The following is a 23,714-nucleotide window of genomic DNA, read 5'->3' as shown; positions in this document are numbered from 1 at the left end:
GCCCGGCTGTGTAAGCGGCCCCTTGCGGCCTGTGCCGCCGCGGCCCGCGCTCAACCCAGCACCGTCCCTGGCTTCATCGCTGCGCCCCGGCTGAAATCGGCTGCGGTCATAGCCTTTTTGCCGGCTGGCTGAACCGTGGTAAGGGACAGGCTGCCATCGCCTGTCTTCACCTTAACGCCATCGCCGCTCACTTCAATAACCGTACCGGGCACAGCCCCGCTAACTCCGCCGTCCGCAGCAGGCTTGTGCGCAGCCCACACCTTGAACGTTTCACCGTTCCAGAGGGTAAATGCGCCGGAGAACGGCACCAGCCCGCGAATGCGGTTATAGATGTCCCGCGAGCCAGCACTCCAATCAATCCGCTCATCTTCTCTGGTGAGATTCGGCGCATAGGTGGCTTCGCTGTCATCCTGCGGAGTAGCCTGCACGCGCCCGGTGGCCAGCCGGGGCATTTCCGTCTTGAGAAGCTCACATCCCGCCAGGCTCAGCTTCCCGAACAGAATCCCCGAAGTATCCTCCTCTTCGATAGGAACCTCTACCCGTGAGATCATGTCTCCGGTGTCCAGGCCTTCCGCCATATACATGAGGGTAACCCCGGTAAGCTTCTCGCCATTGATAATGCAGCGCTGAATCGGCGCACCGCCCCGGTATTTCGGCAGCAGTGAGCCATGAACATTCACACAGCCGTACTGCGGAAGCTCCAGCACCGCTTTGGGCAGAATCTGTCCGTAAGCCGCCGTAACAATCAGATCCGGCTCATAGGCAGCCAGCTCCGCCACGGATTCAGGACGCCGCAGCCGTTCAGGCTGCAGCACAGGCAGTCCCAGAGACAGAGCTGCCTCTTTGACCGGTGACGGGGTGAGTGTCTTTTTTCGTCCCTGCGGCCGGTCAGGCTGGGTGACGACGGCAACTACCTCATACCCTTCCTCCACCAGCATTTGCAGGGAAGGCACCGCAAAATCCGGAGTCCCCATGAACACTATCTTCATTCCATTCACTCCCCAGTTTCGCTGCGCTCAGCGGTATACTCGTATACCTTCTCGGCAATATCCGTGAACAGCACCCCGTTAAGATGGTCAATCTCATGCTGAAACGCCCGGGCCAGCAGGCCGCTCCCGGTAATCGTCACTTCGTTGCCTTCACGGTCCAGCCCACGTACGGTTACCGTCTCAGCACGGCGCACGTCACCATTCAGGCCGGGTATGCTCAGACATCCCTCCGGACCGAATTGTTCGCCTTCCATGCTGACAATTTCCGGATTGATCAGCTTGATCAATCCATGCTCCTCATCGGCATCCACGACGATCAGCCGTTTCAGAATACCGACCTGCGGCGCGGCCAGTCCAACGCCTTCAGCGTCATACATGGTATCCGCCATATCATCCAGCAGCTTTTGAACATTGGGGGTTACCTTGGTTACCGTCTTCGCTGTCTTATGCAGTACCTCATCCGGTTCTTTCACGATCAGCCTTATAGCCATTACAAACACACCATCCTCGAACATTTCTATAGTATAGCTAATTCTGAACACTATATATAAGCTTTCTTCAACTCTATATGCTGAACAATAATGAATTTTCTGCAATGCGTACCTATTGTATCATGCCTGCCGATCACATCAACATTTGTGGATCTACATCCAGGCTGATCTGCAGTCCGGTATCACGAACCGAATCCTCCAGCTCTTCCGCCACCTGGCGGGCCAGTCCAATGGCATCAATGGAGCCGCGCCACTTGATGATACATTGGAACCGGTACCGGCCCTTTAGCCGGGGAAGCGGGGATGCGACAGGACCAAGCAGGTCGAGCGCATCGGAGGACAGCTTGTCCAGACTGCCGAACCAGCGCAGCTGCCGTGCTTTGCCCTGCAGGTTCAGCGCATAATTCTCCGCCAGACGCAGCAGCACCGGCAGCTGTTCATGAGAAAGCGTGACAAGAATCAGCCTGCAATACGGAGGGTAATGCAGCTCCCGGCGGTGCTTCAGCTCTTCACGTACAAAAGAGTGGTAATCATGCCCGCTGGCATGAACGATGGAATAATGCTCCGGCGTATAGGACTGCACAACCACCTCGCCCGGAAGCTGATGGCGTCCGGCTCTGCCGGCAACCTGTGTCAGCAGCTGGAAGGTTTTTTCCGCCGCCCGGAAGTCGGGCAGGTTCAGCGCGGAATCGGCGGTAATTACACCCACCAGCGTAACGTCAGGAAAGTCCAGCCCTTTGGCTACCATTTGCGTGCCCAGCAGCACATCGGCTTTTTTGTCCCTGAACTGGTTCAGCAGCTTCTCATGCGAACCCTTCTCCGTGGTAGTGTCCACATCCATCCGAATGACACGGATGCCGGGAAACAGCTTGCCGAGCTCTTCTTCAACCCGCTGGGTGCCAGTACCAAAGAAACGGATATGCTCGCTTCCGCATTCCGGACACAGCTTGGGCGCCGGTTCGGCGTGGCCGCAGTAGTGGCAGCGGAGATTATCGCTGCGGCTGTGGTAGGTCAGCGAGATGTCACAGTCAGGGCAGCCTGCCACATAGCCGCAGCTGCGGCACATCACAAAGGTGGAAAAACCTCTGCGGTTCAGCAGGAGCACCGTCTGCTCTCCACGCTCCAGCCGGCCCTCCAGAGCCGCATGGAGCCGGCGGCTGAACATCGAACGGTTCCCTTCCTTCAGTTCCTCCCGCATGTCCGTCACATGCACTTTAGGCAATTCATTGCCCAGTGCACGGCTGGGCATGTGCAGCAGCACTGGCGAGAAATGAATATCGCTCTGCGACCTGGCCGCATGATAGCTCTCGAGTGACGGAGTAGCGGAGCCCAGGATAACTGCAGCTCCGCCCTGCTCTGCGCGGCGGACCGCAACATCGCGTGCATGGTATTTCGGATTCTCCTCCTGTTTATAGGAGGATTCATGCTCTTCATCCATGATAATGAGGCCCAGATTCACGAACGGAGCAAAAACCGCGGAACGGGCGCCAACTGCCACCGATGCTTTCCCTTCGCGGATTTTGCGCCATTCGTCATACCGCTCGCCCACAGACAAACGGCTGTGCATCACAGCGACCCCACTTCCGAAGCGGCCTTTGAACCGCTCGACCATCTGCGGTGTGAGCGCAATCTCGGGCACAAGCACCACCGCCTGCCGCCCTTGATCCACGCAGCGCTGGATACACTGAAGATAGATTTCAGTCTTGCCGCTTCCGGTAACTCCATGCAGCAAAAACACTTCATGCCGCTGCTCATCCACGGTTGCAGCAATTCTGTTATATACAGCTTCCTGCTCTTTCGTCAGCGGCAGCGGTGTGCTGGGTTTGAAATCACGCCCCCGGTAAGGGTCCCGGTATACCTCAATCTCGCTGATCTCAATAAACCCCTTGTCCTCCAGGGCCTTTACCGTGCCTGCCGTGACCTGTAGAATGGACAATATATCCTTCATCGGCATCGGAAGCATAGCTTCCATATCTATCAGGAAAGACAGCACTTCTTTTTGGCGGGCGGATCGCGCCGGAAATCCGGCAAGGGATTCGCGGGCTGCCGAGAGCCCGATAGCCAAATCAACCGCCTTGAGCTTCTTTTTGCCCATCTTGTCCTTAATCGACTGGCTCTCGGCCAATACGCCGCGGCGGAGCATAAACTTCACCGTCTCCGCAGCCTGGGGGAAGGTGCGGGTCAGCAGCTTCATGGAGACTTCTCCATGGCGTCCGACAAATTCTGAAATCCGGTTTTCCTCCTGATCCGTCTCCAGGAACATCGGGAACAGTTCATCAGCATTACTGGTTCCCTCATCCGCCGCATCACCAAGCGTTATCAGCCGTTCAGCCTTGCCTTTTAGAGCCGTAGGAAGCATCGCCTGAAGTGCGGATATCCGTCTGCAGGCATATCTTTGGCTCATCCAATCCCCAAGCTCAACCAGCTCTGGGGACAGCGGGGGGAGCAGATCCAGTACCTCCTGTATCGGCTTCATCCCGGATACTGCACCTGTCTCCCCGGATTCCAGGGATACCACAAACCCCTGCACCGTACGGTGCCCAAAGGGCACTGCTACGCGGCTTCCCACCTCAATCCATAGTTTAAGCGAGTCTGGTATCAAATAATCAAACGGCCGGTCAGTGCTGCGCACAGGAACATCGACAATGACCTTGGCTATCTCCATTATAATTGTGCTCCGGAAATACGTGTGGCCGCCAGCTGCAGCAGCTGCCGCGCTACCTCATCCTTGGAAGTCTGCGGCAGATCCAGCACCAGTCCTTCTGCGTCATAGACCGATACAATATTGGTGTCTGTACCGAAACCTGCACCTTCCATGGTAACGTCGTTGGCAACAATTAAATCCAGATTTTTGCGGACCAGCTTGTCCTTGGCATACAATTCGGCATCGCCTGTTTCAGCCGCAAAACCGATGAGAAACTGCTTATCCTTATGTTTCCCCAGATTCTCCAGAATGTCTGTTGTTTTCACCAGCTCAAGGCTCAGCGTATCCCCGCTCTTCTTAATCTTAGATTCCGCGCTCTGCCGCGGGCGGTAATCCGACACAGCCGCAGCCTTAATCAGGATATCACAATCCTTCCAGGCGCTCAGTACGGCTTCATACATATCCGCAGCCGATTCAACCCTGACCACGCGAATCTCCGGGTCCTGCGGAGGCGCCTCATCGGTGCGCGCAGCGATCAGGGTGACCTCTGCTCCCATTGCACGTGCAGTGCGGGATAGGGCAAAGCCCATTTTGCCGGAGGAATCATTGGTAATATAGCGGACCGGGTCAATGCGCTCGATCGTTCCCCCTGCAGTAATTACCACTTTTTTACCGGCGAGCGGCCCCTTTGCCGCACTGTCCTGCAGAGCAAAAAACTGTTCTACCACCTTTACAATCTCTTCCGGCTCCTCCAGCCGCCCTTTGCCTACATAACCGCAGGCCAGCTGTCCTTCACCCGGTTCTATGAACTTCACTCCCCGCTTGTACAGCGTGTTGATGTTGTCCATTACCGCAGGATGCTGATACATGTGTACATTCATCGCAGGTGCCACCATTACTGGGGCTGTGGCCGCAAGCAGTGTGGTAGACAGCATGTCATCCGCCAGGCCGTGTGCCATTTTGGCAATAATATTGGCTGTTGCCGGTGCTACCAGTACAAGATCGGCGGAATCCGCCAGGTCAATATGCGAAATCGAAGACGGATCGCGCTCCTGAAAGGTATCGCTGTATACACGCTGCTTGGATAAGGACTGCAGTGTCAGCTCTGTAATGAACTGCTTAGCCGAAGCAGTCATGATCACATGCACCGTGGCCCCTTTTTGTGTAAGCTTGCTGGTCAAGGCTGCGCCTTTGTAGGCAGCAATCCCTCCGGTAATCCCCAAGATAATCGTTTTGCCCTGTAAGCTCTTCAACGTAATCTCCCCCCTGTTCCCTTGTCTTCCCGCAGTTACATACCGAAAAATCCTCAGTTTTTGAGAAAAAAATAACAACCTTCCGGTTGTCAGATACCGCCCGGTCCGGGCTATTCAGAACTACGTTCAAACTACAGACCTCCTAACCCAAGCAGAAACGGCTTCGCCGTCCTTAAAAAGGACGGTACCCGTTTCTGCAATGGCCTAGCAGGGCAACTTCAGACTACTCTTCGCCGCGGGTTACCATGATACGGTCTTCAAAAACTTCCTCCAGCGCAACACCAACGAACTTGTGCGATCTTGGAGCTTTGATCTCGGTCTTGCCGCCTTCCCGGAGCACTCTTGCCCGGCGGGCCGCAGCAACCACCAGGGAATACTTGCTGTCAACTTTGGTCATCATTTCGTCAATGGATGGATATAGCACGTAAGACACCTCTTTATCTTTTACTGTAATATGAGCTTAAGTTCTGTTATGCCTGTCATCTCACCTTACAATGTTCGGCGATAATGATGCTTTCTATTCGCTTGCAGGCCAGATCTATCTCATCGTTCACTACTGCATAATCGTAATGCCGGATCAGGCTGATCTCATCCTCCGCCACGGACATGCGGTGGCTGATGACATCAGGATGCTCTGTACCGCGCCCGCGAATACGGTCCTTCAACTCGTCCATAGACGGGGGAAGAAGGAATACAAAGATGCCTTCGGGGAATTTCTCCTTGACCTTGAGCGCTCCCTGAACCTCGATTTCCAGAATAATATCTCTTCCGCTGTCGAGTGTTCTCTCCACAAAGTCACGCGGAGTACCGTAATAATTGCCTACGTACTCCGCATATTCAAGCAGCTGGTCGGCTTCGATCATGGCCGCAAACTGCTCTCTGGTCTTAAAAAAATAGTTGACTCCGTTCTCCTCGCCTTCACGCGGCAAGCGTGTAGTCGCTGAAACAGAATAGACAAGCTCGGGCATCTTCGGCCGCAGTGCGGTGCATACGGTTCCTTTTCCAACACCGGAAGGGCCGGATAATATGATCAGCAATCCTCTAGACATAGTACACTCCATTTGTTGTTATTCGTCGTTATCGTCATCTTTGCTGGACAGGCGGTGGGCCACAGTCTCCGGCTGCACAGCCGAAAGAATGACATGATCGCTGTCCGTAATGATGACGGCCCGCGTCCGGCGGCCGTAAGTGGCATCGATCAGCATATGCCGGTCTCTCGCCTCTTGGATAATACGTTTAATTGGTGCTGATTCCGGGCTGACAATGGAAATAATACGGTTGGCCGATACAATATTCCCAAAGCCGATGTTGATTAATTTAATTGCCATGTTCCGGTTGTTCCCCCCATAGGTTACATCTTCGCTTACTTCAGGCAGTTGTCATTCCAAGTTCGCTGCTTGCTCACGTATCTTCTCCAGCTCGGCCTTCATATCCAGCGTCAGGTTCACCAGAGTGAGATGATTGCATTTGGACCCTATAGTATTCGTCTCCCTGTTCATCTCCTGAATGAGAAAATCCAGCTTGCGTCCTGCAGGCTCACTGCTCTTCAGTACAGCCTTGCATTGTTCAAAATGACTGTACAGCCGGGTAAGCTCTTCATCAATATTACAGCGGTCGGCAAAGATAGCCATTTCCATTCCGAATTTATGCTCTTCAAAAGGGAACGTACCGTCATTCAGCAAGGTCAGCCGCTGCCGCAGTTTCTCGCGGTACTCGCTCACCACAACAGGAGCCAGTCCAGCCATTTCAGCATGGAGCTCCTCCAAATGATTCAGTCTTCCCAGCAGGTCACCCGCAAGATATCTTCCTTCACGGGCGCGCATGTCCATCAGGGCTTCCAGACTCCCGTTCAGCCCCTGCTCAAGGATATCCTTGAGGTCCTGGGATGAGGTTAATGCATGTATATCTTCCTTGAGTTCCATAACACCCGGCAGCGCGAGGATGTCGCGAAGCTGAAGCTCACCGCCGATTCCGAATTCTTCACTCAGCTGCTGTGCCGACTTCAAATAAGAACGTACCGCTGAACGGTTCAGCACCTGAGTGGAGCCGGCCTCATCGGCATGCTCCCTGTTAATGATGACATCGACCCGTCCCCGTTTGATATGAGCTTGCACCTGTCTTCGCAGCATATCCTCATAAACCGTCCAATCCCGGGGCATCCGCAGCACAACTTCGCAGTACCGGTTATTCACCGATTTGACTTCGAATGTTATCTTGTAACCGCCGAATTGCCGGGATGTTTGACCGTATCCGGTCATGCTAAATGACAACGGAATCACATCCATTACACTATTGTAATTGATTATTACTAGCGAAACAAGGGGGACAATTTGCGCCCTTGTTTTGCCCACACGTACTCCAGAAGCTGCACACTCATATCATAGAACATGAATGGCGTCATCAGGTAAATGCCGTTAAAATGCGCAGTGGCCGCGTCCAGCAGCTCTTTGGCGATCCGCACTCCCTCTGCGCGCCCTGCTTCGCCTTCCAGTCCCTGCATACGGTTGCGGACCTCCGGGGAAAGCTGAATGCCGGGCACCTCATTGTGCAGATATTCGGCATTGCGTCCGCTGGCAAGCGGCATAATGCCGATAAAAATCGGAATCTCCAGATGCTCCGTAGCTTTGGCAATCCGTACAATCAGCTCAGGATCATATACGGGCTGGGTCATAATATAATCTGCACCGGAAGCGATTTTTTTCTCCAGCCGTTCAACAGCCTTGTCCAAATGCTTGACGTTAGGATTAAATGCAGCGCCGATCACAAAATTGGCGTTCTGCTTCAGCGGCTTGCCGGAAAAAGCGATGCCGTCATTGAGCTGCTTGATCATCCGAATAATCTCAAATGAGGTCAGGTCATAAATAGAGCTAGAGCCCGGCAAATCCCCGAAGCGGGCCGGGTCGCCTGTGACTGCCAGCACATGATCAATGCCCAGCGCATCGAAGCCCATAAGATGGGACTGCGTTCCGATCAGATTGCGGTCCCGGCAGGCAATGTGGACCAGGGGCCGCAGCCCCGTGCGGGCCTGCACCAGATGTCCCAGCGCCATGTTGCTCATCCGGGTCACGGCCAGCGAATTGTCCGCCAGGGTCAGCGCATCCGCACCTGCCTTGCGCAGTGCTTCCGCACCCCGCATGAACTTCGCGATATCCAGATCACGCGGCGGATCAAGCTCCACGATCACTGTATGGCGTTCCTTAACTAGATCAACCAGTGTCGGCTCTCTGCCGTCACGTTCCCCATCCTCTGCCAGATGCTCCTGGACCGCCAGGTGCTCGGGATTCCTCTGTCCCGTTGGTTCCGGCAGGGGCTGCAGAGTATAGTCACGCAGCGCAGCAGAGATTTCGGCAATATGCTGTGGCGTCGTGCCGCAGCAGCCGCCGATAATCCGGGCACCCATATCCGCAAATACCGGAGCCATCTGGCCGAAATACTCCGGCGATGCGCCATAGCGGTACTGTCCGTCCACATAATCGGCGATCCCGGCATTGGGATATATGGAAGCGGGGAGCCTGAGGCTTCCCTGCAGCGATTTCAGCGCCCGCTTAATGCCGTTAGGACCGGTCCGGCAGTTGAAGCCGATTATATCCGCCCCGTCCTGCTCCAGAATATGAAAAGCCTCCGGCAGCGTTAACCCGTCGAGGGTACGCGCAGTCTCATCCACAGCAAGCTGGCAGATCACCGGCAGGTCGCTGAGCTTGCGCACGGATCTCAGCGCCAAATGCAGCTCCTCCACATCATAGAAGGTTTCCAGCAGAATGCCGTCTGGCTGCTCTTCCAGCAGCGCCGAAAATTGCTCGGTATAAAACCGCTTCAGCTCCGCGCCGGACAGATTTGCCCGTTTACCGGCACGGATCGAGCCTACCGCACCGACAACATAACCCGATTCACCTGCGGCACGCCGCGCAATCCGCACACCGGCACGGTTGATATCACCGACCTTGGCCTCTAACCCGAACTTAGACAGCTTGTCATAATTAGCCGAGTACGTATTGCTCTCCAGCAGCACCGCTCCCGCTTCAATATAACTGCGGTGCACATCCTCAATAACCTCCGGAGAGGTCAGATTCAATTCTTCATAGGAGATGCCGACCGGAAAGCCTTTTTGATATAAAAAGGTTCCCATCGCCCCGTCTCCGACCAACACGTTATTCTTCCATGCAGAGCGTAAATCCGGCTTCACCGCAAGAACCTCCCCTAATCAGTCCGTAGTTTCATACTAATGTAACATAAAACGGGATGGATGATAAGCTTTCGGGGACAAAAGCGCAGCCAGGGCACAACAGCAATTGCATGGCTGCGGGGAAAATGATTCATACTAGCAGAAAGCGCCGATAGGGGGCAAGGTTTCATGAAGAAAAAAATCAGAAAGATGCTGCTGAAAAAATATGCGGTAATTGTGCTGCTGGCTGCACTTTCCCTGCTTTATTTATATCTGGGGGACTGGATCTTCGGTTACGGGCTGGATAATATCAGCTACATTATGAACTACTTATTGTACTCTGCTTCAGAAAAGCTGGTTGCTCTGCTTATGCTGCTGAGTCTCGTTATCCCGGATGCCGTGTACTTCATTCGGGGCGCTCAGCCCGGCCGGGGAGCCGAGAAATAGCTTTTCAATACCGAGACGAGGATTAGAACAGCCGGTATGGCTATCATCAAGAACGGATACACGGTATACAGCAGTCTCCCTCCCTCATCGAGATGCTCGGTAAAGCTGCGGGCATCCAGCATAGAGGTAAACAAAATAATCAGCGTGCAGGGATAGAGCATTTTGCGGTAAGGTATGCCGAAGAGGTCAGATATCCCAATCAGTGCCGCAGCGAAAAACACAGAAATTTTAAAAAACACGCCGATGATCAGCACCATGACCACAAAAATATCCACACGCTGGATAAAGTCCGAAATCGATATCTTGCTGATCGTAGGCATCAGCGGCAGAGGGGAGCGCTCCACAATGTCATCCCCGAGCACAGAGATGTTCAGAGCCATCGTAAAACTCAGCATCAGAGCGGAAACCAGCATCGCCCCCGCAATAACCCAAGGGCCTTTTTTTACATTGGAGAGAAAGGGCATGAGCATGGTAAAAGCGATCATCTCGCCAAAGGGGAACATATAGTTCTGATGCAGTACTGAACGGATCACAGGTTCTACCCCATCCTCCAGCATCGGCAGAAGCCGGTTCAAATTAATCGATCCCGAGAACATCAGCATAAGGGTGCTGAATAGGCCGATCAGCAGGACAAGGAGCAGAAAAACCAGGGATGTCCGGGTCAGAACTTCAAAACCTTTGTGCAGAACGTAGGCGCTTGAAAGAATCATCAGCATGCTGAGAATAAACAGCGGGGTGTTATGCATGGTAGCCATCGCGAGCATTGTACTGCCGTCACGCAAATCCCGGGCGGCCAGATTGATATATAAAATAACGTAGATCAACGCTACGGGGGTCCCAATATATTTGCCCAGAACCTTCCGGGTATAGGCTGTGAAAGGCAGTTCAGGGTATTTCCTGTACAAATAAGCGTATCCTGCAAATACGCCAATCCCTCCCGCACTGCCGATAAGTATAGAAAGCCATGCATCCCTGCCTGCTGCCATGCCCAGATTGACGACCAGCGCCGTTCCCAGCTCAAACAGCAGGGTAATGCTGAAAAACTGGATCAGCCCGACTTTAACCGTTCCCATTTCCTCGACCTCCGTCTAGTTAATACACCTGGAAGGAATTCCCCCGCATATCCGTATGTCTGATTACGGTGTCCGCATCAATTTTGATCTCGCAAGCCGCAAAAATGTCCTCCCAATGATCCTTGACCTTCTTCCAGCCATGTGGATTTTCCCGTTTTACGGCCTCTCCGAAGCCGATATAATCACTTTCCAGCTTCCGGGCAGCGGCAATCGCCTCCCGGATTTGGCTGCGGGCCTCCATCGTCAACTGCTCCGACAGCTTCTCCAGGACTTCGGGCGAGGTAAGGTCAAGTGAATTTGGAGATTCCTTGAGCGCCGCCTGTTGGGTGATTTTAATGATAATCACAGGATGTTCAGGATCCTTGGCCTCTGCATCAACCGATACTTGGGATTGATACACATTGAAAGCCAAATAACCGTTATCCTTTTTAATGACTACGGGGAATTCTTTAAGTTTGTTAAGCAGAAGGACCGTACCGAACGCGGTTTTTCCTTCAAGCCAGCCCTTGAGCTTATCATCCTTGAACACGGCCAATCTGGAAATTCTCAGTATCGTATCAGGAGTGATGGTTTTCAAGTTGTCATTCGAATCCCCGCGTTCTCTGCCTCCGGTCCTGAAAACCCCATTAATAACCGGTCCTCCTCCCCTGACCTGGATGCCTCTGATTACATCATCCACCTCCATTTTGTAATTGTAGCCGAACTGCTTCGAGGTAGTGTCCAGCTTCTCAACCAGATCATTGGCAGGAATCTTGCTGAACACAGTCATGGTCGACATCACTTCACTGGCCGGCTGATCCTTGGAGATAAAAACCAGGCTGGTCAGCCGCATGTCGCTTTCCCTTTCCAGCACATCCAGCATATCTTTAATGCCTTCACGGGCGAATTCCTCGGAAATGACCACCACTCTGACATGCCCGAGCGACAAAAAACGTGCAGTTTGCCGCGAGGCATTCGCCAGCGCTTCAAACATCGTCCGTCCGCTTCCGGAATATAAAGCCACCGGCGAACTGCTTCTGGTCTGTTCTCCGGAGATCTCCTCCGCAATGATTACCTGAAAGGAAAGGATATATTTCTGGTCATCCGACGGCCCCCTGTCAATCCCAACTCCGGAAACGATCGCCCTCCGGTTGAGCTCGACACTGTCCCAGCAGCCGGTTAGAACGAGGGGCAGCAGCATTTGCATGGTGATCAAGAGGGAGAGTCCCAGTCTTTTATTGTTCATCGGGTTGATCTCCTTCAGCGGTTTCAGGAGGCCTGCCCGCCTTGCCAATCAATGGGGCCAGCAGTTCCTCATTCCCTGTAGTCAAACGCATGAACTCCGGCAGCTCGGCACGCATTTGCTGCGGCGATTTGCGGGGAGTCATCAGCCAGAGCGGCAGCCGCAGAATGGTATCCTTCTGGCCTTTTACAGACAGCGGCACAAAGGGCGACAAATAAGGGACGCCGAAGGAACGCAGACTGTTCATATGCGCGACCATGACAATCAGCCCCAGAATGACCCCATAAAAGCCAAACATCCCCGCAAGCAGAAGAAAAGCAAAGCGGATAAGTCTGCCCGCAATCGACATGTTATAGGCTGGAATGGCAAAGCTGGCAATCCCGGTCAATGCGACGACAATCACCATTATCGGCGTGATAATGCCAGCCTCAACTACGGCAGAACCCAGAATAAGCGCGCCGACAACCGACACCGTCTGTCCGATGACACGCGGCATCCGCACACCGGCTTCACGGAGGATCTCAAAAGCACCTTCCATCAGCAGCGCCTCGACCAAAGCCGGGAACGGCACATTCTCCCGCTGGGCCAGCAAATTAATCAGCAGTGTAGTCGGGATCATTTCATAATGGTAGGTGGTCAGGGAGATGTACACGGAAGGACCCAAAATCAGAACGATAAAACTCATATATCTGACGACCCTCATCAGAATGGCAATATCGAATCTCTGCGAATAATCCTCTGCGGATTGAAAAAATTGCGTAAACACTGCGGGCAGAATTAGGACAAAGGGTGTGCCGTCGACAATGATCACTACCCGCCCCTCCAGCAAATTGCCGGCAGCCACATCGGGACGCTCTGTATTATAAATCGTCGGGAACGGCGTAAAGGTTTTGTCCTGAATCAGCTCTTCGATATAACCGGATTCCAGCACTTCATTCATAGCAATCTTGCCCAGCCGTTCCCGCACTTCACTGATCAGATCTTCTCCCGCAATATCCTTCACATACATCAGCGCTACAAGGGTCTGGGTTTCACTTCCGATCTTCATGTACTCCAGATGCAGCTTGGGCGACTTGATTCTCCGGCGGATGAGGGAAATATTGGTAGCCACCGACTCAACAAAACCATCCTTCGGGCCCCGGACAACCAACTGGGAGGAAGGCTCGCCGACCGAACGCCATTCCCCTCCTCTCGTAGCGCAAAGAATAGAGGTCGCATAGCCGTCAAGCAGAATGACGGTATCCCCCGATAGAACCGCAAGCATCATTTCTTTCCACTCTTCCTTGATTTCTGCCTCTCCAATCTCCAGAGCCCGGTTCAGGATCATGGCTGGGAGCCGGCCTTCATCAATGCCTCCTTCTTCGCTGTCCATGAACAGACCTTCCATGTTGCCAAGGAGAGAGCCTATTACAAATTGATTTACAGCCGAGGTGTCGGCCAGCCCGCTCAGGTGGACGGCTGCGGCCTGGATACGGAGAGGACCGCCCAGCTGGATCTGGCGTATGATGAGGTCAGGGCTGTTCCCAAGCTCGGACTGAATGCCCGCCAGGCTCTCGGACAGCTCAAAAGACAGCCCCGGCTGTCTTCCGGTCTGCGATACCGTTTGATCCGTATGTGCCGCCTTGGCGCTGCGCTTCCATTGACCTTTCGTATCCATCTCAGGCCTCCTATCCAGTACTGGGTGGTATTATTTGCATTAAGTCCTGCCATTATTCGGCTGTCCAGCCATATTGAAGAACGTCGGGCACATACGCAAAAAACAGCAAATCTCCATATTCGGAGACTTGCTGTCAGTCAGGTGATGATCATAGCTTATTTGAAATCAGCTAATTTTAAATTTTCCAGCCAGTTCTAAGAGCTCTTCAGACATTTTTGCCAGAGCAGTAGAAGCACTGTTCACTTCTTCCACCGTAGCCAACGTTTCTTGTGCAGATGCTGAGACACTTTGTGTCCCTTCGGATGTTTCATTCACAATCACAGAAATCGCTTCAAAGGAGGTAACCAGATTTTTAGTATCATCGGACATTTCTTTCGAAGCCGTGGAAACTTCACTAATCTCTGCAGTCACACCGCTCATAGCCATTTCAATCTGTTCAAAGGCTTTTCCGGCCTCCGTTACGGAACGGATTCCCAGAAGAACCTCTTCTTCCCCTTTTAATACATTATTCACGCTAATTTCGCTCTCCAGCTGGATATTCTTAATGACCTCCGAAATCTGCTTTCCGGACATTGCGGTTTGGTCTGCAAGCTTTTTGACCTCGGAGGCAACAACGGCAAATCCTCTGCCGGCTTCTCCTGCACGCGCCGCTTCAATGGAGGCATTCAAAGACAAGAGGTTCGTCTGGCCTGCAATTTCATTAATAAAGTTAATAATCGTGCTGATTTCCTTTGACTTTTCCCCCAGGGATTTAACAGATTCTGCAACCTCATTGGAGTTCGCTTGAATAGATGACATTTGGCTGATTGCCGACCTGACGGCATCAGATCCCTGAACAACAATCTGCGAAGCATTTATGGCGGACTGATTTACACTGTAGGCGCTCTGTTCGATAAAGATTGCCTGTTCCTCCATCCGGTGTACCATCTTCATGCTGCCGCTTATGCTTTCTACTTGTTGTTCCGTTCCTTGGGCCAGATCTTCTGTAATGTGAGCAATATGCTCAGTGGCCTGGCTTGTTTGTTCAGCACCTGCTGTCAGTTCCTCGGCGGAGGCTGCGACCTGTTCGGCATGGGTGCCGATTTCTTGAATTAAATGCCGCAGATTGCCTGCCATCTGATTAAAAGCACCCGCCAGATCGCCAAGTTCATCCTTGTTTTTGATATGAATTTCGTTAACTGTCAAATCTCCGTCGGCAATCTTGGCAGCGGCTACCCGAAGCAGCTTAATAGGATTGGATATCTGTCCGCTGATCAGAATTGCCAGCAATGCTGCTGCTATCAGAGATATAATGCCAATACCAATGATGGTAGACTTCACATTTTCTGCCTGCTCCTGTGCTATGGCAATCTGGTCATCAGCTTCCGACTGTTCTGTGGCAACCAGCTTGCGTGCTACTTCAATAAACTTGTCCAAGACGACACTCTGATTGACGGCAATAGATACAATGCTCTCCGATTCACCTTTATTTTTAGCGTCAATCATCTGATCGGAAATGACTATAAATTGCAGCTGCAGCAAATCTAACCCGGCCAGAATCTGCCGTTTACCGCGATCGGTTATCAATGAATCCAGCTTTGCATGATGCTCCGTGAATTTAAGGCGTGCTGCCGCATAATCATCCAATTTTTTCTGATCTCCGGAAACAAGAAAATCGGATACATTCGCATGTTCAGATTCGATTGTTGTGTTCAAATCTTTGATTAAGCCAATCGTAGCGACTTGCTTGTTCAGGAGGGCCGTATAGGTTCCGTTAATTTGCGAGAGATACATGTATCCGGTAACTCCGAGAAAGACCAGCAATATCAAAATGATACCAAAACCTACATATAGACGCTGCTTTATACTTTTTGCTTGAAACATCCCCAAGAGCTTGTTCATTTGCTTCCCTTCCCCTTCCCTTCCAAAACCTCTTCGGCCTGTGCTCTAAAGGAGCGTGCAGCCGCCTCTGGTGTAATGCTGCCGCCATACAGATTTTTGAGAATAAGCTTTAAAGAGTTTTGGATGACCGCATCGGACAACGGTGCAGGCGGATCAATCGGGGTGGAGTGCTTGGCAATATAATTCATAAATGAATATTGTTCTTTCCCCTGTTCAGCAGCTTCATTGGATAATTGTTCAGCAACTTTAGCGGCGATCGGAACCCCGCGCTCACCTTTTAGAATATCATTCGCTTCCTTGTCATTCGTAAGAAAGCTGACGAATTTGACAGCCGCTTCCTTATGTTCAGAGTAAGAAGATACCATTATAAACATGGATGGTTTGATAAAGTTCCCTTCTGCGGCAGCACCCTCGACGGTTGGAAGGTTCATGATTTTCAGGGTTCGGCCTGCTTCGTCACCCATCGAAACCATCTGGTTGCTTACACTTTGTAAAAATGCTGTTTTCCCGGCTGCCAACGGATTTTTCTCATCAGCGGCTACGGCTGTACCGGGGTTCAAAAGCCCCTGATCCAGCCATGTTTTGATCAAAGTCAGATACTCAATCATAGTAGCATCTGTGTAACCAAGACCCGTTTTTTCCTTATTATAAAAAGATTCACCCTTCATTCTGAACCAATAGGATAAGTCAAACATCGCATTCAAAGGATAAAAACCCGGGGTCTGCACCTTATCTTTAAATTGCTGCATCGTTTGTTGCAGATCCTGAACGGTATATGGATCTTGAAGGGGCTGTATCCCATACTGCTCAAACATGGCAGGGTCATATGCCATTCCCAAAGCGTTTGATCCCATAGGGATGCCGTACTGCTTCCCTTCATACTGTCCTGACACCAGGTAAGACTTATCCACATCGGACAGATCAAGAATATTGGATTTAACATATGGGCCGAGCGGCTCAATTAAATCGTGGGTAACATAATTAAAGGCAAAATTGTAGTCCATCTGCATAAGATCCGGTGTTTTTTGCTCGGCGGTATCCATAGCAAGCTTTTGGGCGACCTCACCGGTTGAAGGGTAATCCTCAGTATTAATTTTTATATTGGGATTTTCTTTTTCAAACAGCTCAATAACTTTTAAAGTGATCTCTTTCCGGCTCGGCTTCCCCCACCACATAAAATTCAACGTGATTTGTTTATCAGACTTCTGTACTTCTTCGTTTCCTTTCCCTGCGCAGCCAACAAGCGTTACCAGCATCACAAAGGCTAAAATCATTGCAAAATTGCGTGTTGAAGCATGTTTCATAAATGTCCACCTTTCTAATGCTGATTGGTTACTGAAAATCTAAACTATGTATTTTTTAACAACTCAAATATATATCGGACGATCATCCTAATTCACTTTGTGTAATTCGACTTTTTTCATCAAAAAAAATGAAAAATGAACTATTTTCAGATTTTTTTCATTCGCAAAAACGAAAAGAGCTATTTCCAAGTAAAGGTTCACCTGAAAATAGCTCTTTTATTGTGAATCCCAGCCTAGGGAGAGACTGATTAAATCTCTACAGACCCGGTATATACCACTTGAGCCGGACCCGTCATATAGACATGATTGTCTTCTTCGTTCCATTCAATAAACAGATCGCCGCCCTTGAGGCTGATTGTCGCCGAGCGGTCGGTCAGACCGTTCAGCACTGAGGAAACCAGCGTGGCGCAAGCACCGGTTCCACAGGCCAATGTAGGCCCTGCTCCGCGTTCCCAGACACGCATATCGACATGACTGCGGTCCAGCACGGTGGCGAATTCAACGTTTACTTTTCTCGGGAAAAGCGGGTGAACTTCGAGCTTCGGCCCCCAGGTGGCCAGATCAAAGCCTACGGCATCGTCCACATAGATTACACAGTGCGGATTGCCCATGGATACGGCAGTGAATCTGAACGCCCTTCCATCCGCCTCAATCGGCTGGTCCAGCACCAGCTCGGCATCAATGGCTACAGGAATCTGCGTTCCCGACAAGACAGGCTCGCCCATATCGACGGTAACCGTCTCCACCACTCCATCCTTCACCTGCAAGCTTACTTTCTGCTCACCTGCACCAATCGTTTCAATTACTATCTGCTCTGAGCTGACCAGCCCGTGCTCGTAGACATATTTGGACACACAGCGGATTGCATTGCCGCATTGCTCTGCTTCGGAGCCGTCCGAATTCATGATGCGCATCATATAATCGCCGCGTTCCGACGGAAGGATGTATACCAGTCCATCGGCACCGATGCCAAAAAACCGGTTGCATAGTGTAACTGCCAGCTCAGAGGCATTCCCCGGCAGCTCCTGCTCGCCGAATACAATAATAAAGTCATTGCCCAGGCCGTGCATTTTGGTAAATTCCATTGTGATTCCACTCCTAAAGGACGTATTGTGAACCAAGCATACCTTAAAGGAATGGGTTAAAGCTATTGATTTTATGCCGAAATTTTTGTACTTTTTATCATCGTCCGCCCTCCGCTGCGGCTGCGGTTCTTCTTGCCGCCCCACACGCTGCCCGCCCCCATCAGGAAGGTAGGAACACCGGCCATGACCAGCACCAGGCACCATTCGCGGAAACTGAGCGGTACGGTCTTGAAGATTGGCTGGAGAACCGGCAGATACATTACAACCAGCATCAGCAGTACGGATGAGAGCACAGCAAGCACCAGATATTTGTTCTGGAGCGGATTGCGGTGAAACACTGAGCGGGAGCTCCGGCAGTCGAAGACATGAATCAGCTGGGCCATGACCAGTGTGGCAAAAGCAACCGACTGCGCCCGGATCAGCTGCTGCGGGCTGCTTGGGTCAATGCGGAGCGTCAGCCAGAAAGCGGCCAATGTGCACAGGCCGATCAGCAATCCGCGGCTGATGATTTTCCAGCCAAGACGGCGGGCAAAGATGTTCTCCTTCGCGCCGCGGGGCTTATGCTCCATCAAATCCTTCTCAGCCTGGTCCACGCCCAGGGCCATCGCCGGCAGCCCGTCAGTTACCAGATTAACCCAGAGAATCTGGATCGGAACCAGCGGCAGCGGCAGACCCAGCATCATGGCGAAGAACATCGTCAGAATCTCCCCGACGTTGGAGGCGAGCAGGTAACGGATAAATTTACGGATATTCTCGTAAATGTTCCGGCCTTCCTCAATGGCTGCTACGATAGTGGAGAAATTGTCGTCACCCAGGATAAGCGAGGACGCTTCCTTGGTTACATCCGTGCCGGTGATGCCCATGGAGATGCCGATGTCTGCCGCTTTGATCGCCGGGGCGTCATTGACGCCGTCGCCGGTCATAGCCACCACATGCCCGTGGCGCTGCAGGGACTTGACGATACGCAGCTTGTGCTCGGGGGAGACCCGGGCATATACGTACACATTATCCGATACCTTATCCAGGGCATCGTCATCCATCCGCGTGAGCTGGCTGCCGGTCAGCACCGTTCCGCCGCGCTGCAGAATGCCAAGCTGGTGGGCAATCGCTTCCGCTGTAGTGCCATGATCTCCGGTAATCATCACGGTCTTGATTCCAGCCCGGCGGGTGAGGCTGATGGCATCACGCACCTCACGCCGCGGCGGATCAATCATCCCGGCCAGTCCGGCGAATATCAGTTGACTTTCCGCTTCCTTTTCGCTGCCCGCAACCTCACCTGAACGCATATCACGATAAGCCATTCCCAGCACACGCAGTGCTCCTGAAGCCATTTGTTCATTGGCCTCCAGGACCTTCTGGCGCAAGGTAGGCGTGCAAGGTACGACAGCACCTTCCCACAGCATGTATGAACAGCAGTTCAGCAGAACATCCGGTGCGCCTTTGGTGCAGATCATCCGGCCGCCGGGATGACTCACAACCACAGACATCAGCTTTCGTTCGGAATCGAACGGAAACTCCGTCTCTCTGGCATAGGTTACAGCCAGCGACTGCGCTGTCAGCCCCATTTTTGCGGATAAGGCGACCAGCGCTCCTTCTGTCGGATCCCCTTTCAGCTCCCAGGCCGGCTGGCTGGCCGCATTTATGTCTTCCTCGCTCCCCTTTTCCTTCCCTTTGCGTTTGGCGCGCATCTCGCCGGGAAAGGTCTCAATGATCTCAGCATTGTTGCACAAAGCACCGATCTGGAGCATACGCCGCAGGTTTTGATCATTTTTCAGGTCAATGGGCTTGCCCTTTTCCAGCACTTGTCCGCTTGGGGCATAACCTTCACCGGTGACTTCCAGAATCCGTCCGGCATTCCACAGCCGGGTTACCGTCATTTTGTTCTGGGTCAGCGTTCCTGTTTTATCGGAGCAAATGACTGATGCGCAGCCAAGGGTTTCCACAGAAGGCAGCTTGCGGACAATCGCCTTCCGCTTGATCATCCGCTGGACGCCGAGCGCAAGCGCAATGGTCACTATGGCCGGCAGCCCTTCCGGAATAGCGGCAACGGCAAGGCTCACGCCAGCCAGGAACATGGCAGCCGCAGGCTGCCCGTGCAGTATGCCTGCAATGACAACGACAATGGTAAGACCCAGCGAGACATAGATCAGAATTTTGCCGAGCTGCTCCAACCGGTGCTGCAGCGGGGTTTCCTGAGATTCGGTATTCAGAATCAGATCGGCGATTTTACCCATCTCGGTATCCATGCCTGTGCGAACCACGATCGCCCGGCCAGTCCCCCGGGTGACCATCGTGCCCATGAATCCGATATTCTTCTGGTCGCCAAGCGGAATTTCTTCGGCATGAATCACCTCTGCATGCTTGGAGACAGGCAGCGATTCACCGGTCAGGGCCGATTCCTCAGCATACAGCGAGCTGCACTGCAGCCAGCGGACATCGGCCGGAATCCGGTCACCGCTCTCGAGCAGCACGATATCGCCGGGCACGAGCATTTTGGCGGGAATATGCTCAACCCTGCCATCGCGCAGCACCTTCGCGGAAGGTGCCGAAAGCTGCTTAAGCGCCCGCAGCGAACGCTCGGCGCGGAATTCCTGCACAAAACCCAGCACCCCGTTCAGCATAATGATTGCGACAATCGTTATCGCGTCCAGATATTCGCCGAGCAGGCCGGACACCAGCGTGGCCCCCATGAGCACCAGTACCATGAAATCCTTGAACTGGTTCAGCAGCAGGGTCAGCGGGGATATCGCCTTCCCTTCCGACAGCTCATTGTGGCCGTTCTCCTTCAGCCTCTGCGCGGCATCCTCTCCGCTTAGGCCCGACCCCGGATGAACGCCGAACATCTTCTGCAGTTCCTCTGCACCGAGCCTGTGCCAACTTTTTTGTTCCATATCTCTTCTTTCCCCTCCCGGTCGTTTCTTGACTTCCGGCGGCGCACAGCTTTTCCACCTGTTCATGTCCAAGTGTATTCATGGTCGTCCCAAAATATCACTTCCGCCCGCTTCTCCTTTTGCGCAAATGTGTCAAAGTATGGCATCATAGAGAGGAGTATATTATTATCAGGCGACAGGAGAACATGATCATGGCATTAGACGGTATTGTAACCAGAGCGATCGTGCATGAGCTTCAGCCCTTTATCGGTGCACGCATCGGCAAAATATATCAACCCAGCACACACGATCTGATCTTCATCCTGCGCGGCTCCGGCGGCGGCGGCAAGCTGCTCTTGTCGGCCAATCCAACCTATCCGCGGGTTCATCTGACTGACAGAAACAGCATTAATCCGGCGGAAGCGCCAATGTTCTGCATGCTGATGCGCAAACACTGCGAAGGCGGAACCATCGAGAGCATCAGCCAGGTCGGCATGGAGCGCATCATTCATATCCAGGTGCGGACCCGGGATGAGCTGGGAGATGTATCCGCCAAAAAAATCATTATTGAGCTGATGGGCCGGCACAGCAACATCATCCTTACCGAGCTTGCGACCGGAATCATTATCGACGGCATCCATCATGTCACTCCGACGATCAGCAGCTACCGGAACGTGATGCCTGGCATCGCTTATATCGAGCCGCCGCGGCAGCACAAGCTGAACCCTCTTGACATCGGGAAAGAGGCCTTTGTGAGCCTCGCGGCAGCGGCAGAAGAAGCGGCGCTGTTAGCTGACTCCGGCGAAGAGCAGGAGCCTGAAGAGATCATCGAAGGCGAGCTGGCCGGCCTCTTGAAATCGCTGGAGGAGCCGAAGGCGGACGGCACCGGCGGTCCCGCACCCTCTGCCGACCCTGCCGGCTGGATGGTCCATGCCTTCAGCGGCATGAGCCCGCTGATCGCCGGGGAGATTGTGCGGCAGCGCGGCGGCGGATCTGTTACATCAGCAGGTCTCTCAGGAAATGGGCAAGCCGATTCAGGTATATTAACCGACCATTGGACGGAAGAAATAGCGTCATTATGGCAAGCCTTCAATACGGTACTTGAACCGGTGCGGGAATGCAGATTCTCCCCGATGTCCGGAGCAAACGCCAAAGGTAAGCCTGTCTTCTCGGCGATTCCCCTGACTCTTCCGGATGACCATGTGAAGCACTACAGCTCAATCAGCAGCTGTCTGGAGGATTATTACGGGGATAAAGCCGAGCGCGATACGGTGAAGCAGCGGGTCAGCGACCTGATCCGCTTCCTCAGCAATGAACGAAGCAAAAACGTCAAAAAGCTGGCCAACCTGCAAAAGGATCTGGACGAAGCCCAGGATGCCGATCAATTCCGGATCTGGGGCGAGCTGCTGTTCGCTTCACTTCATGCCGTATCCAAGGGTGACAAACAAGCCAAGCTTGTCAACTATTACGATGAGGACCAGGCGGAAATCACCATTCCGCTTGATCCGCTGCTTAGCCCTTCGGACAATGCGCAGCGCTATTTCAAAAAATACAACAAATACAAAAACAGCCTGCTGGTAATCAACGAACAGCTGCTCAAAACCCATGAGGAAATTGCCTACATGGAAACACTGCTTCAGCAGTTGGCCCACGCTTCCCTGAATGATATCGAAGAAATCCGCGATGAGCTTGTAAGCCAGGGCTACCTGCGTGACCGCAGCAAGAAAGGTAAGAAGAAGAAAAAAGCTGCCCGCCCCACCCTGCAGGTGTTCACTTCTTCAGAAGGCATAGACATTTATGTCGGCAAAAACAATCTGCAGAACGAATATGTCACCAACCGTCTCGCCTCGGCGAATGATACCTGGCTGCATACCAAGGACATTCCCGGCTCACATGTAGTGATCCGCAGCGAGTCCTTTGGCGACGCCACCCTTGAGGAAGCCGCGCAGCTGGCGGCTTACTTCAGCCAGGCCAAGCAATCAAGCAGCGTCCCTGTGGACTGCACGCTTATCCGCCATGTCCGCAAGCCCAGCGGGGCGAAGCCCGGCTTCGTCATTTACGACCATCAAAAGACCCTATTCGTCACTCCCGACGAAGAGCGGATCAAAAGTCTGCCGAATACCCTGAAGAGTTAATGGCATCCGCAGGAATGCAGCAATAACTCTCAAGTAGAAACGGCATGCCGTCCTTAAAAGGCTGGTACCCGTTTCAGCTAGAGATAGAAGGATAATTTATAGCGCGAAGCATACAAATTCGTATATTTGAACGAAAGAACCTCCAGCCTAGGACGGAACAGCATCCGCCGGCTGGAGGTTCTTTATATTGCGGTGCTACGGGCACCGCTTGCGCCATTCAAGGGTATTTCTACACTTAATTCCCGGCCTCGCGCCAGTTCCGGCCCATTCAAGGGTATTTCTACCCTTGATTCCTAGCCCGGCGCCGGTTTCGGCCCTTTCAAGGGTATTTCTACCCTTGATTTCCGGCTCGGCACCGCTTGCGGCCCATTCAAGGGTATTTCTACCCTTGGTTTCCGGCCTGGCGCCGGTTGCGGCTCTTTCAAGGGTATTTCTACCCTTGATTCCTAGCCCGGCGCCGGTTTCGGCCCTTTCAAGGGTATTTCTACCCTTGATTTCCGG

At 52.8% G+C, this 23,714-nt stretch carries 18 protein-coding genes; 2 read left to right on the top strand and 16 right to left on the bottom strand.

Features of this window, described 5'->3' with window-relative positions:
* Positions 1-50 precede the first annotated feature (50 nt).
* The 9 genes from fmt to BLQ82_RS03025 form a co-directional block, all read right to left on the bottom strand.
* A complete protein-coding gene (fmt, locus tag BLQ82_RS03065; RefSeq protein WP_062524079.1) occupies positions 51-989 on the bottom strand; it encodes a methionyl-tRNA formyltransferase in 939 nt (312 codons plus the stop codon).
* A gap of 5 nt (positions 990-994) precedes the next feature.
* Positions 995-1,480: a peptide deformylase gene (def, locus tag BLQ82_RS03060; protein ID WP_025707141.1), complete on the bottom strand. Its 486-nt coding sequence runs from the start codon at positions 1,478-1,480 to the stop codon at positions 995-997.
* Between the two features lie 133 nt (positions 1,481-1,613).
* Complete coding sequence (gene priA / locus BLQ82_RS03055; RefSeq protein ID WP_062524078.1) at positions 1,614-4,145, bottom strand: primosomal protein N'; 2,532 nt, start codon at positions 4,143-4,145, stop codon at positions 1,614-1,616.
* Entirely contained in the window at positions 4,145-5,377 is a 1,233-nt protein-coding gene (gene coaBC / locus BLQ82_RS03050; RefSeq protein ID WP_062524077.1) for a bifunctional phosphopantothenoylcysteine decarboxylase/phosphopantothenate--cysteine ligase CoaBC, read from the bottom strand. The genes priA and coaBC overlap by 1 nt, the downstream gene beginning before the upstream one ends.
* Positions 5,378-5,600: 223 nt before the next feature.
* Complete coding sequence (gene rpoZ, locus BLQ82_RS03045; protein WP_062524076.1) at positions 5,601-5,801, bottom strand: DNA-directed RNA polymerase subunit omega; 201 nt, start codon at positions 5,799-5,801, stop codon at positions 5,601-5,603.
* 55 nt (positions 5,802-5,856) lie between these two features.
* Positions 5,857-6,426, bottom strand: a complete 570-nt coding sequence (gmk, locus tag BLQ82_RS03040) for a guanylate kinase (protein WP_025704315.1) — start codon at positions 6,424-6,426, stop codon at positions 5,857-5,859.
* Positions 6,427-6,444: 18 nt separating this feature from the next.
* Positions 6,445-6,705, bottom strand: coding sequence for an extracellular matrix/biofilm regulator RemA (gene remA, locus BLQ82_RS03035; protein WP_006209218.1), 261 nt, complete (start codon positions 6,703-6,705; stop codon positions 6,445-6,447).
* A gap of 51 nt (positions 6,706-6,756) precedes the next feature.
* Positions 6,757-7,647, bottom strand: a complete 891-nt coding sequence (locus BLQ82_RS03030) for a YicC/YloC family endoribonuclease (protein ID WP_062524075.1) — start codon at positions 7,645-7,647, stop codon at positions 6,757-6,759.
* A gap of 38 nt (positions 7,648-7,685) precedes the next feature.
* The gene (locus BLQ82_RS03025; RefSeq protein WP_062524074.1) at positions 7,686-9,560 is read right to left on the bottom strand and encodes a bifunctional homocysteine S-methyltransferase/methylenetetrahydrofolate reductase; all 1,875 of its coding nucleotides are present in this window, start codon (positions 9,558-9,560) and stop codon (positions 7,686-7,688) included.
* Between the two features lie 168 nt (positions 9,561-9,728).
* On the opposite strand from BLQ82_RS03025, the gene BLQ82_RS03020 reads away from it, so the two are divergent.
* A complete protein-coding gene (locus BLQ82_RS03020) occupies positions 9,729-9,986 on the top strand; it encodes a hypothetical protein (RefSeq protein ID WP_062524073.1) in 258 nt (85 codons plus the stop codon).
* Here BLQ82_RS03020 and BLQ82_RS03015 read toward each other — a convergent pair.
* From BLQ82_RS03015 to BLQ82_RS02985, 7 genes are all read right to left on the bottom strand, one after another.
* Positions 9,959-11,059, bottom strand: coding sequence for a GerAB/ArcD/ProY family transporter (locus BLQ82_RS03015; RefSeq protein ID WP_062524072.1), 1,101 nt, complete (start codon positions 11,057-11,059; stop codon positions 9,959-9,961). The genes BLQ82_RS03020 and BLQ82_RS03015 overlap by 28 nt on opposite strands.
* Before the next feature lie 19 nt (positions 11,060-11,078).
* Complete coding sequence (locus BLQ82_RS03010; protein WP_062524071.1) at positions 11,079-12,284, bottom strand: Ger(x)C family spore germination protein; 1,206 nt, start codon at positions 12,282-12,284, stop codon at positions 11,079-11,081.
* Positions 12,274-13,938: a spore germination protein gene (locus BLQ82_RS03005; RefSeq protein WP_062524070.1), complete on the bottom strand. Its 1,665-nt coding sequence runs from the start codon at positions 13,936-13,938 to the stop codon at positions 12,274-12,276. Before BLQ82_RS03005 ends, BLQ82_RS03010 begins: the two co-directional genes overlap by 11 nt.
* Before the next feature lie 165 nt (positions 13,939-14,103).
* Positions 14,104-15,819 carry a methyl-accepting chemotaxis protein gene (locus BLQ82_RS03000; RefSeq protein WP_062524069.1) on the bottom strand — a complete coding sequence of 572 codons (1,716 nt, stop codon included), beginning with the start codon at positions 15,817-15,819 and terminating at the stop codon, positions 14,104-14,106.
* Positions 15,816-17,123 (bottom strand): ABC transporter substrate-binding protein, encoded by a 1,308-nt coding sequence (locus BLQ82_RS02995; protein ID WP_062524068.1) that lies wholly within the window; start codon positions 17,121-17,123, stop codon positions 15,816-15,818. Before BLQ82_RS02995 ends, BLQ82_RS03000 begins: the two co-directional genes overlap by 4 nt.
* A 248-nt stretch (positions 17,124-17,371) precedes the next feature.
* Positions 17,372-18,208: a diaminopimelate epimerase gene (dapF, locus tag BLQ82_RS02990; protein ID WP_062524067.1), complete on the bottom strand. Its 837-nt coding sequence runs from the start codon at positions 18,206-18,208 to the stop codon at positions 17,372-17,374.
* Positions 18,209-18,279: 71 nt separating this feature from the next.
* Positions 18,280-21,099 (bottom strand): calcium-translocating P-type ATPase, SERCA-type, encoded by a 2,820-nt coding sequence (locus BLQ82_RS02985; RefSeq protein ID WP_062524066.1) that lies wholly within the window; start codon positions 21,097-21,099, stop codon positions 18,280-18,282.
* Positions 21,100-21,290: 191 nt separating this feature from the next.
* Between BLQ82_RS02985 and BLQ82_RS02980 the strand changes: the two genes are divergently transcribed.
* A complete protein-coding gene (locus BLQ82_RS02980; RefSeq protein WP_062524065.1) occupies positions 21,291-23,213 on the top strand; it encodes an Rqc2 family fibronectin-binding protein in 1,923 nt (640 codons plus the stop codon).
* Positions 23,214-23,714: the final 501 nt, after the last annotated feature.

This window comes from Paenibacillus jilunlii, assembly GCF_900102965.1.
Lineage (GTDB): Bacteria > Bacillota > Bacilli > Paenibacillales > Paenibacillaceae > Paenibacillus_AQ > Paenibacillus_AQ jilunlii.
Note: the sequence above shows the minus strand (reverse complement) of the source record. Positions and strands in the feature narration are given on the sequence as shown.